Here is a 14,694-nt window from a genome sequence, read left to right on the forward strand (position 1 = left end):
TGAACATACAGAGTAGCCCATAGCCTCTTGCTATGGGCTACATTTTTTTAAAATTCATTGAGATCGAATTCTTTAACCATTCCATAATTCCCGGTTAACGGATCTTTCGCCACAAAACATTAATACAAATACTTATCACGATCATGGCAATTACCGCACAAGATGTAAACAAACTCCGCCAAATGACCGGCGCGGGCATGATGGATTGTAAAAAAGCCCTGCAGGAAGCAGATGGCGATTTCGACAAAGCCGTTGATATTCTCCGTAAACAAGGACAGAAAGTTGCCGCAAAACGTGCTGACAACGCTGTATCAGAAGGAACTGTTCTGATCAACATCAGCGAAGATGGTACCAACGGTAAACTCGTTGCGCTGGCTTGCGAAACTGAGCCCGTATCGAATGTGGAAGATTTCAAAAACCTTGCACAATCTATCCTTGACAAAGCGGTAGCGGATAACATTGCTGACAAAGATGCGCTTCTGGCAGCAACTTTGGCCGACGGCCGTCCTGTATCGGAACACATGATTGAGCTTACAGGTAAACTGGGAGAGAAACTGGAAATCAGTGCTTACGAGAACGTATCAGCTGATAAAGTAGTCCCTTACATCCACTCAAACGGTAAATTGGGCGTACTGGTAGCATTCGCCGGCGTAAACGGAACGGATGTTGCTGAACTTGGCAAAGATGTAGCCATGCAGATTGCTGCTATGAAGCCGGTAGCTTTGGACAAAGACGGTATCGATGCTGCTACTATCGAGCGCGAGATCGAAGTGGGTAAAGAGCAGGCACGTGCGGAAGGCAAGCCGGAAGCAATGCTTGAGAAAATCGCTCAGGGCAAGCTTCAGAAGTTCTACAAAGACAGCACCCTGTTGAACCAGGAATTTGTGAAGGATTCTTCACTGACCATCCGTCAGCTGCTTGAAAAAACTTCAAAAGGTTTGACAGTAACTACATTCAAACGTGTAGCGATCGGCGGTTAAGCCTTTTAGCAACAAAATATATTGACAACGCCTGGTATCTAATTTGTATACCAGGCGTTGTTTTTTCATATTTACGGAAAGTTAAATGCAATTTAATTTTCAGCACACGCTATCGGCGGCATTTCATCAGACAGAATGGTTGAAATACGGAACGCTCCGTATCAGGAGCATAATTCGACAGACGAAGAACTAGTTAGACTTTTCCTCGAATCGAAGGACAATCGTCATTTTCAGAAACTTTACGAGCGCTATGCTGTAAAGGTCTACCAAAAATGCGTCACACTTACCAGGGACGCTACCCGGGCCGAGGACATTATGCACGATGTCTTTCTTAAACTCATCCATAAAATGGGTACGTTCAAGACCGGTTCCAAATTCTCCACATGGCTTTTTACCATTACCCATAATCATTGCATGGACCTCGCGCGCGTGAGTAAGCGTAAGGTCATACTCGTCCATGAAGCAGCGCCCGGCGCGGGAGATAAGGCAGAAGTATGCCTGCAAGGGCTTTTCGAGGAGGAAGTTAATCTGGCGACACTGAAAGAGGCACTGGACCTGCTCGACCTCGAAGACAAGGCCATGGTCTACCTCCGTTACCTCGACGATCGCAGTATCCGCGACATCGCGGTTATCTTCCGGACGACCGAAAGTGCCGTAAAAATGCGGCTGTTACGGTCGCGCAGGAAGCTTCGCAAGTGGTATCATAAACTTTCAGATGGCGGTAATTTCTTTTGAAAGCATCAGAAATTGCTTTACTTTGACCGTAACCTCCTCATTCTTTATTCGTAAAAAGATGGAAATTAATGAGTATGGTCCCACTAAACACATTGACAATGAACCAAAAACTTCGACGCACATCCTTTATTGCTCTTACTTTACTCGCAGCTCTGACATTCCCGGCCGTTTCCCAAAACAAGGTTGATCTTTCCAATGCGATTGCCTCGGGCCGCCTGAAAACCGCTAACGATACCGCCTGGCACAAGATTGAATTCGGGGCTAACCTGAATCAGGGTTCTTTCAGCTCCAACTGGACGGGTGGCGGTGTGAACTCGATCGCGCTGGGTCTTTTTCTGAATGCATTGAGTGAAAAGAAGGTAGGCAAAAACTCCTGGAGAAATGATTTTCAGGGTCAGTACGGTATCGTCCGCAACAAGGGCCAGCAGAGCCGTAAGAACGTCGACCGGATTTTCTTCGATACCAAATATAATCGTGAACTGACGTCCAAATGGAGCTTATTCGCCAATGTCAACTTCCTGTCGCAGTTTGGTAACGGTTACGAATATTCTGATACCAGCGACGTCAAGAGAAAAGTGTCGGGCATCCTTTCGCCGGCTTACCTGACCGAGGCGATCGGTATCGAATATCGCCCTGTACCATACTTCTTTGTGGACCTCGCACCAGGTGCATTGCGCCAGACTATCGTTGTCGACAAGGATTTGTACGTCAATACGCCTGATCAAAAGAACTATGGGGTACCCATTGGCAAGCGTGTGCGTACGGAAGCGGCTTTAATCCAGCTTGTAGCCAATTTTGACAAGGATATAGCGAAGGACGTTAATTTGAAATTCCGTTATCTGATGTTTTCAAGCTTCAAACATCCTTTGAATATCGATAACCGCCTGGATGCGCAGCTGACGGCGAAGATTAACAAATACGTCAATGTCAATCTTGGTGCCATCATGGTTTATGACGATGACCAGAGCGACAAGATCCAGTTTGCTCAGGCCCTCAGCATCGGCTTTTTGTTTGCTTTTTAATCTATCAACTAACCTCATCTTATTATGTTAAAGGAGTTCAAAACATTCATTGCCCAGGGCAACGTGCTGGATCTCGCTGTCGGTGTCGTCATCGGTGCGGCATTCGGAAAAATCACTACTTCGCTGGTGGAGGACATTATCAACCCGATACTCGGCCTCGTTCTCGGTGGCGTGGATTTCACGCAGCTTAAGGTTGTGCTGAAAGAGGCTGTCGGAGAAACGCCGGAAGTAGCGATCCGATATGGTAACTTCATTCAGACCCTGATCCAGTTCCTGCTCATCGCCTGGGTGATATTCCTGATCGTGAAAGCGGCGAACAGATTGAGACTATCGGAATCACTTAAGAAAGAGTAGAACTACTTTAAGGTTGGAAAATGACAGAAAAGAGGCATATTTCGTGTGCCTCTTTTTTTATCCGTGTTATTGGGAGGGCATTAAAAAAAGTTTTCGGCAAAAGATTTACCTTCGTGGTTATTGCAGATTGTTCAACGTTTTAATTCGATTCTTGTGCAAAAAAAGGTGACGATTCTGGGTGGCGGAGAAAGTGGCGCGGGAGCCGCTATTCTTGCAAAATCCAAAGGTTTTGAAGTTTTTTTATCGGATAAGGGCCAGTTGCATCAGAAGTACGCAGACATTCTGAACAGTAAAAATATTCCATTTGAACAAGGGCAGCATTCGGACGAACGCATTCTTGACAGCGACCTCGTTGTGAAAAGCCCCGGCATTCCCGACAAAGTGCCTTTGATCGTCGGATTGAAGGAAAAAGGCATTCCGGTAATCTCTGAAATCGAGTTCGCTTCCCGCTATACGGACGCAAAGTTGATCGCCATAACCGGCAGCAACGGCAAAACGACCACGACGCTGCTTACCTATCATTTGCTCAAAACCGCAGGCCTGAATGTAGGCCTCGCCGGCAATATCGGCGACAGTTTCGCCTGGGCGGTTGCTGAAAAGCATTTCGATTACTATGTACTGGAAATCAGCAGCTTCCAGCTTGATAATATCATCGATTTCCATCCATACATTTCCGTTCTCCTGAATATCACTCCTGATCATTTGGATCGTTATGGATATGACTTTCAGAATTATGTCGATTCCAAGTTCAATATTATCCGTAACCAGACGGCGGCCGATTACTTCGTTTATTATAAAGAAAGTGAAGTGATTGAAAAAGAGCTAAAAAAGAGAAATCCTGCGGTAGCGAGGGTGGAGGTTTCGCTGGACAATGTGTTAGAGGAAGGCGCATATTTTAAAAATGGCGAGCTGATTTCCAATATCAACGGTCAGACGTTTGAGCAGGCATTCAGCGAGTTGCCGATCAAAGGCCCGCATAATGCCATCAATGCATTATCGGCGGTTTCGGTGGCGCAGTTGCTGGGTATCCGTGCTGAAAAGATCAGCGAGGGTTTGAAATCGTTCACCAATGCCCCTCACCGCCTCGAACAGGTGGAAGTGATCGGTGGTGTAACCTATGTAAATGATTCAAAGGCTACCAATGTGGATTCTGTGTTTTACGCGCTGGGAAGCTTTGATCAGCCCGTGATCCTGATTGCCGGGGGAGTTGATAAGGGAAATGACTATTCTCAAATCGATGAACTGGTGAGGGATAAAGTGAAGGGATTGATAGTTTTGGGAAAAGACCCGGCGAAGCTTGAAAACTACTTTTCGGGTAAAGTCCCGCAAATATATGCCACTGAGGACGTTCAGGATGCCGTCAATAAAGGACGGGAATGGGGCATTCCTGGCGATATCGTTCTGCTTTCACCCGCGTGCGCGAGTTTTGATCTGTTCAAAAACTACGAAGACCGGGGTGACCAATTCAAGGCTGCTGTCAGAAATCTTGTTCAATAACCATCCCTGACAACCACTGACTTTTCTTGATAACCAATCATTAGCCGGCAAAAGACATGGATTTCCTGAACAAGACAAGGGAAGATACCCAGGCATGGTTTAGCAAAAACCTTAAAGGCGACCCCTGGATATGGGGGATATGCATTATTATGCTGATGTGGAGCATTGTAGTAGTGTACAGCGCTTCCGTCAAGGACGCGTACAGCCAGATGGGTGGTAATACCGAATACTACCTCTACAAACACGCATTGCTATGCGTGCTGTCGCTGGGCGTCATGTATTTCGTGCACCGCGTCCCATATATCAAATTCGTCTACGTGACGAGGCTGGCCGTGTGGAGTTCCATTTTGCTGTTGATATTCACGATGTTTTTCGGAACGTCGGTGAACGACGCGGCCCGATGGATCGAAATTCCGGTGATCGGGCAACGCTTCCAGCCCTCGGAATGGGCCAAGGTGGCCTTGGTCGCCCATTTATCGCTGATCCTGGCGAGGCATATCAAAGGCGGCTGGAATACCCGTGAGCTTTTTATGGAGCCACTCGCGCTCGTAGGTGTCGTGTGTGGATTGATTTTCGTAAGTAATGTATCGACGGCGGTCATGCTGGCCGGCATTTGCTTTTTGCTGATGTTTGTAGGCAAAGTACCGCTGCATTACCTCGCATTTACGGCCCTCGGCCTCGTATTTTTCGCGACGATCGCCATTTTACTTAACTCTACTCAAAGATCAGGAACCGCGCAGAGCCGCATTTCGACCTTTTTCGATAAAGATGTAGTGGTTTACCAATCGCAGCAATCATATATGGCCATGGCCCGCGGCGGACTGTACGGCGAAGGAGTTTCCAAAAGCCGCCAGCGCCGTTTCCTTCCCGAGCCTCAGAAAGACTTCATTTTCGCAGTGGCGGTGGAAGAGTACGGCACATTAGGCGGCACTGCATTGATTATCCTCTATCTCATACTTCTTTATCGCGGTCTCAAAGCAATCGAAGCTACCAAGCGACCGTTTGGCGGACTGTTATCGGCCGGGCTTACATTCATTGTGGTGAGCCAGGCGTTTTCGGCTATGGCTGTTACGGTAGGGCTGGTGCCGGTGACGGGGCAGACATTGCCGTTTTTCAGTCAGGGTGGAACGTCGTTGCTCTTTACGGGTATTGCAATGGGAATGATCCTGAGCGTGAGCCGGGGCGAGATCGTCGAGGAAAAACGCATTTAACATGGCAAAAAGAGTAATTATTAGTGGAGGAGGCACCGGCGGGCATATTTACCCTGCCATCGCGATTGCCAATGCGTTGCAGCATAAGGAGCCGGATACGGAGATTCTGTTTGTGGGTGCTTTGGGTAAAATGGAGATGGAAAAGGTGCCCCGCGCCGGTTACAATATCGTAGGGCTGCCTATTGCAGGTATTAAAAGGAGCCTTTCGCTGGAAAACCTGACGCTTCCTTTTAAGATGTTCAGGAGTTTGATGAAGGCGAAAGAGGTGATTAAGGACTTTAAGCCGGATGTGGCGGTCGGCGTAGGTGGTTTTGCCAGCGGGCCGTTACTGATGATGGCGTCGATGGCCGGCATCCCAACCTTAATTCAAGAGCAAAATTCCTATGCAGGTGTTACGAACAAGTTCCTATCCAAACGGGCGGCGAAAATATGCGTGGCCTATCCTGGTATGGAGGCTTTTTTCCCAAAAGAGAAAATTACAATGCTCGGTAATCCCGTTCGAAGCGACATTACCTACGTGCATTTGAAAAGGGCCGCTGCTTTGGAGCATTTTGCATTGAGTGAGGGGTTGAAGACATTATTCGTGATGGGCGGTAGCCTTGGCGCGCGCTCGATCAACGAAAGCATTACCGAGGGGCTGGGCAAGTTGGTGGAAGCAGGTTACCAGGTATTATGGCAAACTGGTAAAAACGATATCGATAAGGCGAAAGCGGCCATTGAAAAACTGGGAACCGATGGCGTGAAGGCCTTTGACTTTATTTACACGATGGACCTTGCATATGCGGTAGCGGATGTAGTGGTATCGCGCGCAGGTGCATTGTCGGTTTCGGAACTATGCCTTGCAGCGAAACCGGCCATTCTTGTCCCGTTCCCGCATGCCTCGGAAGATCATCAGACCAAGAATGCGATGAACCTCGTCGATAGTAATGCAGCCATTCTCGTGAAAGACTCGGAAGCACGTGAGAGGCTCGTCGATCAGGCGCTGGCCTTGCTCGACGATGTAACGCGTCAGCGCGAATTGCAAATGAATATCAACAAACTGGCGCGGCCCAGTGCGGCCGACGATATTGCCGCGGAAGTTTTTAAATTGATACAGTAACCCCAAGATTTGAATATGATGTCATCCTCTGTGACAAACTGGAAATATATCTATTTTGTAGGAATAGGCGGGATCGGTATGAGTGCGCTTGCCCGCTGGTTTAAAGCCAATGGATTTGAAGTGGCCGGCTATGATAAAACGATGACGCCACTGGTCGGCAAGCTGATGGAAGAAGGCATTCCGGTGACGCTTGAAGATGAGGTTTCGACCATTCCAGAGGCATTTAAAGCCGATTCACAGCAGACGCTCGTGGTTTATACCCCCGCCGTACCGGTGCAGCATAAGCAAATGCATTATTTCCGCGACGAAAATTTCATGATCCTGAAACGCTCGCAGGTACTGGGAATTTTGACCAAAAACCTGAGAACGATCGGCGTCGCGGGCACACACGGGAAAACGACCACATCCTCGCTCGTAGCGCACATCCTGCGTCACGCGCACGTGAACAGCACGGCGTTTTTGGGAGGTATCACCCAAAACTATGGCACCAATCTGCTGCTTAATGAGCCTACCGACAACCTGGAAGAGGTTTTCTGTGTGGTGGAGGCCGACGAGTTCGACCGCTCTTTCCTGACATTATTCCCGGAAATCGGGATCGTAACGTCTACCGATGCCGATCACCTCGACATTTACGGCAAACATGAAGCCGTCCTCGAATCTTTCCGCGACTATGTGAGCCAGATCGATGAAAACGGTGCATTGTTTATGCGCGACGGACTCGAAATAGCGGATAGCAGCAAGGCCAAGGTATTTACCTACTCGTTAAACAGCGGACCCTACCATTCAACCAATATCCGCATTGAAAACGCCCGGTTCGTATTCGACCTGGTGTATCCCGAGGGGCTGATCGAGGGCATTGCCATGAAAATCCCGGGTTACCATAATATCGAAAACTCGATCGCTGCGAGCGCGGTCGCATTGTATATCGGAGTGGAGCCGGCGAAAATCAAGGAAGCGCTTGAAAGTTACGGAGGCGTAAAACGCCGTTTTGAATACCAGGTGGAGGAGGAAGGCAATGTATATATTGATGATTATGCCCACCATCCTACCGAAATTGAGGCATTTCTGTCCTCTGTGAAAGGTTTGTACCCCGGCCGCCATGTGACAGCGATCTTTCAGCCGCACCTGTTTACCCGCACGCGCGACTTTGCAGACGGGTTCGCAGAAAGTTTATCATTGGCCGACCGCCTTTTGTTATTGGACATTTACCCCGCGCGTGAATTGCCGATAGAGGGTGTGAATTCTGAAATGATCCTCGGCAAAGTAACCTCGTCGGATAAACAACTGGTTGCAAAAGAAGAAGTTTTACAACTTTTAAAAGAATTAAATACGGATATTGTAGTCACGATCGGCGCCGGTGATATCGATACTTTGGTAGGGCCGATCCGCGATTTGCTGCAAAATCCAGTTGCGAATAATTAGTCAAAGCATTTTTAATATTACTAAGATGTTACGTAAATTTGACTATTCATGGCTTTTGTTGAAACGTAGTTTGTGGCTTATTTTGCCAATTGCCGGGATCGGCATGGCGGAAAGCAGGCTCGGTCAACAGCGTTGTACAAATCTCGTAATATCGATCCAGGGCGATTCGGGTACACGATTCCTGAATCAAATGGACGTACAAATGCTACTGACGGAGAACGGCGGTGATCCGTTGATCGGAAGCAGGCTCAGCGATGTGGCTCTGCACGATCTGGAAAACCGCGTCAGCCGTAACAAACTGATCAAGAAATGTCAGGTTTTTCGTGACCTCAGGGGCAATATAGTAGTCGAAGTAGAGCAGGAGAAACCGCTTGCTCGCTGGATTAACACTTCGGATAATGGGGAAATGCGGAACACATCGGGATACTATATCAACCACGAGGGCGTTTTTTTTCCTCTATCAGAAAGTTATTCAGCAAGAACGTTACTGGTTTCAGGGGCGTATTTCCAGAACCCTCAAAAGCTGAGGTCCGAAAAGGGCGCTCAGGTTTTGGAGTTATTGCGTTTTCTGAACACCGACCCATTCTGGAAGGCTCAGGTTACGCAAATGAATGTGGATAAAGATGGTGAGATAGATCTGACAACATTGCTGGGTGACCAACGGGTCGAGCTGGGGATGGCGGAGGATTTCGAGTCCAAATTCAAAAAGCTCCGCATCTTTTATGACAAGGTGTTGAGCAAGGATTGGGGCAGGTATAAAAGAATTAGTGTTAAGTTTCAAGATCAAATAGTTTGTGAATAATAATTCACCATCAGCATGGCACACGATAAGATTGTAGTTGGGGTAGATATTGGAAGTACGAAAATAACCGTGGTTGCTGCGCAAGGTTCAGCGACGCGTCGGAACAATATCGAGATTTTGGGCTTCAGCGAAGTCCCTGTGCCGTCGGGAGCAGTAGTAAACGGCTCCGTTGAAAACATTAAACAGGTTGGCAGCGCGATCAAGGAAGCACTGGCGGAAGCGTCGTCGCGATCAGATCTCGATATTGGAGTAGTAAATGTAAGCTTTGGCGGTACGCACGTAAAAGTGAGCCCGCAGAGCGATGGAGTGATCAGGCCATCGGCATCGTCCGGCGAGGAAGTAACCCAGCGGGATGTGGACCAACTGGTCGACGATATGTACCGCGCGAAAATCGAACCGAATTTTGATGTGCTGCATGTGCTGCCGATGGATTTTACGGTCGACAACTCGACAGGCGTACGCGAGCCGGTAGGGCGCACAGGAATCAAGCTGGGAGGTAATTTCCTTGTGATTTCTGCTAACAGCCAGTCGGTGCTACGTACCAAGAAAAGCCTGGCAGAAGCCGATCAGGGGTTGAAATGTGACAAGCTGGTACTTGCCCCATTGGCAACCAGCCTGGCGGTTCTTACTGAAAATGAAATGAAGGCCGGCATCGCGATGGTGGATATCGGTGATCATACTACCGACCTGATCATTTACCACGACCGCATTGTGCGTCATATAGCCTCATTCCCTATTGGAGGAAGGCACATTACCGCCGACCTCGAAGTAGGATGCGGCATCCAGTTTGAGAATGCGGAACATTTAAAGAAAGAATACGGTGTGGCAGTTTCCGCCGACGTTCCCCTGAACGTGGAAATCCTGATCAATTACCTGGCTGGCCGCCAACCCAAACCGGTTCTGAAAAAGAATGTCGCATTGATCATCGAAGAGCGTTTGAAAGAAATCGCAGCGATGGTTTATGCGGAGATCATCAAGTCGGGATATGCCGACCGGCTGATCGGTGGACTCGTTCTTACCGGCGGATCGGCGAACATACCGGAAATAGAGGCCTTGTTTGAGAGGATTACCGACATGTCGGTACGTGTAGGTTACCCTGAAAACCTGGATCGGACCGCGAAAGCCGATGCGGTAAGCAATGCTTCGTTCAATACGGCTATCGGACTGGCCTGGGCGGGATTGAAATCGGTGGATTCGCGTATAAAGTCGGTTTGCAGACCCGCATCGGCATTCAATACAGGTAATGTGGTGCAGAAGGAGCCGGCGAAAGAAATAAAAGAGCCGCAGAAACGCAACGGAACGTTTTGGGACAATATAACCGGAATAATCGGAAAGAAAGACGATAGTCTGGGAGACTATTAACAGCCATATCACGCATACTCAACCCCGGAAAGAATATGAACAATAGCTTGTTGCACGCATTAGACCAGGACTATATAGTGAACGAAATCATCAAAGATCCAAACGGAGAAGGCCAGGGCGAGCCTGCTATCATCAAGGTGATTGGTGTCGGCGGAGGTGGTAGCAATGCTGTGAACTACATGTTTGAGAAAAAAATCAAGGATGTCGAATTTGCGGTTTGTAATACAGACAGGCAAGCACTTGCCAACAGCCCTGTGCCTGTGAAAATCCAGTTGGGTGCGACTTTGACACAAGGCCTGGGAGCCGGGACCGATGCTACGAAAGGTAAGGAAGCGGCTCTGGAAACGATCGAGGAGATTAAAGGTCTTTTGGGAGGTTCTACGCAGATGGTATTTATCACCGCCGGTATGGGTGGTGGAACAGGAACAGGCGCCGCGCCGGTAATCGCCCAGCTTGCCAAAGAAATGGGCAAACTGACGGTGGCCGTTGTGACAGCGCCTTACACCTGGGAAGGACTTGACAAGAAAGAGCAGGCGCTCGAAGGTATCGAGCAGCTGAAAGAATATAGCGACACCGTCCTCGTGGTTTTGAACGACAAGCTCGAAGAGCTATACGAGGACATGACATTGACGCAAGCTTTCGCGGAAGCGGACGGCATATTGCTCAATGCAGTGAAAAGTATCTCCGAGATCATTACGACGAACGGTAATATCAACACCGACTTCAAAGATGTGGAGAAAGTGTTGAAAAGTGCCGGGCAATCGGTCATGGGAACGGCGGAATCCACCGGGGCCGACCGTGCGCAGAACGCGATCAAGGAAGCGCTGGATTCGCCGCTTTTGAACGACCGCGACATTCGCGGAGCAAAAAGGATCCTCGTAACGCTTGCTACCAGCAAGAAAAAAGAGGCTACGATGCGGGAACAGCGCGAGATCTGGCAATATGTGCTCTCACAAGTGGGTGGCGAAGCACGCATGTTCAAGCTGGGAACGATCACCGACGATTCGCTGGGCGATAAGCTCCGGGTTACCGTTGTGGCTGCCGGTTTCGACAGTATTGAGTCGCCGATACCCGGTATTCAGCTCAAAGGAGTTAAAGGACAACCTCAGCAAGCCCCGGTTGTATTGGAAGAGCCGAAAGACGAACTTCCGCCCGTTGAAGTAGAAGAAGAGCTGGTATTAACCGGAGAACTGGAAGAAAATACGCCAACCGGTTCAATCGACCTCGTTCTGGACGATGAAAGGGTAACCCATGGCTTTGATCCTATCAATATTTCGCTGACGGAAATCGAGCCGACGAACGACTGGACCGATGAAGACGCGCTGAAAATGGAGATGATGATCAAATCATTCCGCGACGGGCTCGTGAAATATTCGGATCTGGAAGGTCCGGCTTTCCGCCGGAGCAGGGTAGAGCTCTGGAAGCGGCCCGCCATTCCGGCACATGAAATGGAGCAGCACTGGCTGAAATAGCAAAAAAGGGAGCGACGAGCTCCCTTTTTTAATGCACTAGAAATGGATGATCTGCCCGGCCTGTATTTCGAGCAGTTCCTTATATAATGCATTTGAAATCACATTCTCGTTGTAATGCGAGCGTATCTGCGCGAGTTTGACTCGTAATGCGAGCGTGTTCATGCCCAGGTAGCTGAAAACGTCGTTGAGGTGGCTTAATGCGATGGCTGCTCCCTGCATATTGGACGACAATCCTACCAATGCGGCTTTTTTATTGGAAAAACTGTTGGGGTAAGGGAGCCCATCGATAAATGCTTTCAGTACGCCCGGGTAGGAACCGTTGTATTCGGGCACGATGAAAACGAACTTGTCGGTTTGTTCCAGCAATGATTTCAGGTTGTTGAATGCTTCATTCTTGCCCGTATTTGCATACAATGCCGAGACCGTAAAGTCGTCGGGCAGGTTTACCAAATCGAGGATAATGCTGGGGGCATGCAGCTGTTGAAGAATTTCCTGATAATATTCCGCTATTTTCCTGGACATCGAGTTGGGCCGGTTGGTACCAACGATGATCACGATAGGAGATGTGGATGGAGTCATGTGCCGGTTAATGTTCTTGTAACTGGTAACAAATTATGTTTGAAATTGTTCTAACGGCGCCGTTATCAGCAGCAAAACTAACCGTCAAACCGACACGTTACCAGGGCGGTTTTCATGATACACAACAATTATTGTTATATTTGAGCCCGTTATTCATCTTGAAATTTCAATAATTATCTGGTTTTCAGATTGTTATACATAAATCAACCCACATAAATATGTCCTGGTTTATTCGCAAAGAAAAAGGTATTAATACACCGACTGAAATGAAGCGCGAAGCGCCGGACGGTTTGTGGTACCAATGTCCCAATTGCAAGAAAATCACTCCTACCAGGGAACATAAGCAAAATGCTTTTACCTGCCCGCATTGCAACTACCACGAAAAAGTGGGGTCGGATGTGTATTTCAACCTGCTTTTCGACGACAACGAGTTTATCGAGCTCGATGCCAACCTCATTTCTGGCGATCCATTGGGCTTTGTAGATACGAAGGCTTATCCTGACCGGATCAAGTCGACGATGAAGAAAACCGGGCTGAAAGATGCTGTACGTACAGGACACGGAAAAATGAATGGGCTGGACCTGGTGATCGCTTGTATGGATTTCAGCTTTATCGGTGGCTCGATGGGTTCGGTAGTGGGAGAGAAAATCGCACGTGCGATCTCGTACTCGCTTGAAAAGAAGATCCCGTTCCTGATGATTTCGAAGTCGGGAGGGGCGCGGATGATGGAGGCAGGGTTTTCGCTGATGCAGATGGCCAAGACTTCGGCACGCCTCGCGCAATTGTCGGAGGCCAAGGTACCTTACATTTCGTTGCTTACCGATCCTACAACGGGCGGTGTTACAGCGTCTTACGCGATGCTTGGGGACTTTAATATTTCGGAACCCGAGGCATTGATCGGTTTTGCCGGTCCGCGGGTTATCCGGGAAACGATCGGTAAAGATTTGCCCAAAGGTTTCCAAAGTGCAGAATTCGTTTTGGAACACGGCTTTCTGGACTTTATCGTCGATCGTAAGGATTTGAAAGATAAATTGACTAGTCTTCTGAGTATGCTCAGCTAGGCACTAATATTCAGCAAAGCGGCCCGTCAGGTTATCTGGCGGGCCGCTTTGCATTTATGATGTTGGTTGTATGGATCAGGGGCAGGCCTCCTTACGCCGCGTGTCGGTAATGTCGTTGATTTTCCAGCCCGTGCCGGTTTTGATCAGATTAAAAACATTGACGCCGCAATGCGAGAACTTGTCTCCAAGATAAAACTTGTATGGCGCCCAGACAACCGCCATCGGGCCATCAATGGACACCTTTACATCGTAAATGCGCTCGTCCCATTTGTCGTTATGTGGGGTGCCCACTGCTTTCACGAATCCATCAATGCTGCCTTTGTGCGTGACGGTGGAATCGGCTGCGTTTTTGGAAATGGAAGTCAACGCGGCGGTTTTGGTAAACACACTTCTTACGAGGGTTGAATCACCATTGCGCATGCCGGTGAAGAGCTTATCGACGACCTCACGTGCGGCTGCGGCCTCTTCCTGTGCATGGGCGCGATTTGGGGTTGAGATAATAATAGTAATGAGCAGAACTAGTGTCGGGAAATGGCTAATATGTTTCATTGGTATAGTTTTAACAAAAACTTAATTTTGAGGCCCCTTATAAATTCTGGGAATCGATATGTCGGAAAAAATAGTTAAAAAAGTAGATATAAGGAACAGACGGGCCTCATTCGAGTATTTCTTTCTGGAAGAGTTCACAACCGGTATGGTGCTAACAGGTACCGAAATCAAGTCGATCCGGCAGGGTAAGGTCAACTTTCAGGACGCTTACTGCCTTTTTATGGATGGCGAGTTGTTTATCCGAAGCCTCCATATTTCACCTTATACCGAAGGAACACATTATAATCACGAACCTATGCGGGATCGCAAGCTCTTGATTACCAAGCGAGAGCTCAGGAAGCTGACAGAAGGGTTGAAGGATCAGGGGCTGACGATTATACCAGTACGGTTGTTTACCAGTGAGCGTGGTTTAGCCAAGCTACATATTGCATTAGCCAAAGGTAAAAAGCTATACGATAAGCGCGACAGCATTAAGGAGCGTGACGTGAAACGCGAGAACGACCGCGCGGGCTACTGAGCAAGTGGTTGGATAAGCCCTCAAAAAGGGCT

Annotated in this window: 15 protein-coding genes; 13 read left to right on the top strand and 2 right to left on the bottom strand. The window is 48.5% G+C overall.

What is annotated here, in order from left to right:
- Nucleotides 1-143: 143 nt before the first annotated feature.
- The 11 genes from tsf (at nt 144) to ftsZ (ending at nt 11,956) form a co-directional block, all read left to right on the top strand.
- Nucleotides 144-980, top strand: coding sequence for a translation elongation factor Ts (tsf, locus tag AAHB90_RS17320; RefSeq protein WP_342086468.1), 837 nt, complete (start codon nt 144-146; stop codon nt 978-980).
- A 135-nt stretch (nt 981-1,115) separates the two neighbouring features.
- Nucleotides 1,116-1,715, top strand: a complete 600-nt coding sequence (locus AAHB90_RS17325) for an RNA polymerase sigma factor (RefSeq protein WP_342086469.1) — start codon at nt 1,116-1,118, stop codon at nt 1,713-1,715.
- Between the two features lie 98 nt (nt 1,716-1,813).
- Complete coding sequence (locus AAHB90_RS17330) at nt 1,814-2,737, top strand: DUF3078 domain-containing protein (protein ID WP_342086470.1); 924 nt, start codon at nt 1,814-1,816, stop codon at nt 2,735-2,737.
- 24 nt (nt 2,738-2,761) lie between these two features.
- Nucleotides 2,762-3,091 carry a large-conductance mechanosensitive channel protein MscL gene (gene mscL / locus AAHB90_RS17335; RefSeq protein ID WP_342086471.1) on the top strand — a complete coding sequence of 110 codons (330 nt, stop codon included), beginning with the start codon at nt 2,762-2,764 and terminating at the stop codon, nt 3,089-3,091.
- Nucleotides 3,092-3,244: 153 nt separating this feature from the next.
- Nucleotides 3,245-4,588, top strand: a complete 1,344-nt coding sequence (gene murD / locus AAHB90_RS17340; protein ID WP_446717912.1) for a UDP-N-acetylmuramoyl-L-alanine--D-glutamate ligase — start codon at nt 3,245-3,247, stop codon at nt 4,586-4,588.
- Between the two features lie 56 nt (nt 4,589-4,644).
- Nucleotides 4,645-5,799 (top strand): FtsW/RodA/SpoVE family cell cycle protein, encoded by a 1,155-nt coding sequence (locus AAHB90_RS17345; protein ID WP_342086472.1) that lies wholly within the window; start codon nt 4,645-4,647, stop codon nt 5,797-5,799.
- Between the two features lies 1 nt (nt 5,800).
- Entirely contained in the window at nt 5,801-6,898 is a 1,098-nt protein-coding gene (gene murG / locus AAHB90_RS17350; protein WP_342086473.1) for an undecaprenyldiphospho-muramoylpentapeptide beta-N-acetylglucosaminyltransferase, read from the top strand.
- Between the two features lie 15 nt (nt 6,899-6,913).
- Nucleotides 6,914-8,320 (top strand): UDP-N-acetylmuramate--L-alanine ligase, encoded by a 1,407-nt coding sequence (murC, locus tag AAHB90_RS17355; RefSeq protein WP_342086474.1) that lies wholly within the window; start codon nt 6,914-6,916, stop codon nt 8,318-8,320.
- Between the two features lie 25 nt (nt 8,321-8,345).
- Complete coding sequence (locus tag AAHB90_RS17360; protein ID WP_342086475.1) at nt 8,346-9,122, top strand: cell division protein FtsQ/DivIB; 777 nt, start codon at nt 8,346-8,348, stop codon at nt 9,120-9,122.
- Nucleotides 9,123-9,137: 15 nt separating this feature from the next.
- On the top strand, nt 9,138-10,484 hold the full coding sequence (gene ftsA, locus AAHB90_RS17365; RefSeq protein ID WP_342086476.1) for a cell division protein FtsA: 1,347 nt from the start codon (nt 9,138-9,140) through the stop codon (nt 10,482-10,484).
- Between the two features lie 35 nt (nt 10,485-10,519).
- Nucleotides 10,520-11,956, top strand: a complete 1,437-nt coding sequence (ftsZ, locus tag AAHB90_RS17370) for a cell division protein FtsZ (protein ID WP_342086477.1) — start codon at nt 10,520-10,522, stop codon at nt 11,954-11,956.
- 36 nt (nt 11,957-11,992) lie between these two features.
- On the opposite strand, the gene AAHB90_RS17375 is transcribed toward ftsZ, so the two are convergent.
- Nucleotides 11,993-12,535, bottom strand: a complete 543-nt coding sequence (locus tag AAHB90_RS17375; RefSeq protein ID WP_342086478.1) for an NADPH-dependent FMN reductase — start codon at nt 12,533-12,535, stop codon at nt 11,993-11,995.
- Nucleotides 12,536-12,753: 218 nt separating this feature from the next.
- Here AAHB90_RS17375 and accD point away from each other — a divergent pair, with 218 nt between their 5' ends.
- On the top strand, nt 12,754-13,596 hold the full coding sequence (gene accD / locus AAHB90_RS17380; protein ID WP_342086479.1) for an acetyl-CoA carboxylase, carboxyltransferase subunit beta: 843 nt from the start codon (nt 12,754-12,756) through the stop codon (nt 13,594-13,596).
- Nucleotides 13,597-13,671: 75 nt separating this feature from the next.
- On the opposite strand, the gene AAHB90_RS17385 is transcribed toward accD, so the two are convergent.
- Nucleotides 13,672-14,145 carry a nuclear transport factor 2 family protein gene (locus AAHB90_RS17385; RefSeq protein WP_342086480.1) on the bottom strand — a complete coding sequence of 158 codons (474 nt, stop codon included), beginning with the start codon at nt 14,143-14,145 and terminating at the stop codon, nt 13,672-13,674.
- A gap of 58 nt (nt 14,146-14,203) precedes the next feature.
- Here AAHB90_RS17385 and smpB point away from each other — a divergent pair, with 58 nt between their 5' ends.
- On the top strand, nt 14,204-14,662 hold the full coding sequence (gene smpB, locus AAHB90_RS17390; RefSeq protein WP_342086481.1) for an SsrA-binding protein SmpB: 459 nt from the start codon (nt 14,204-14,206) through the stop codon (nt 14,660-14,662).
- Nucleotides 14,663-14,694: the final 32 nt, after the last annotated feature.

Origin of the sequence: Dyadobacter sp. OTU695 (assembly GCF_038440355.1) — a bacterium.
GTDB lineage: Bacteria > Bacteroidota > Bacteroidia > Cytophagales > Spirosomataceae > Dyadobacter.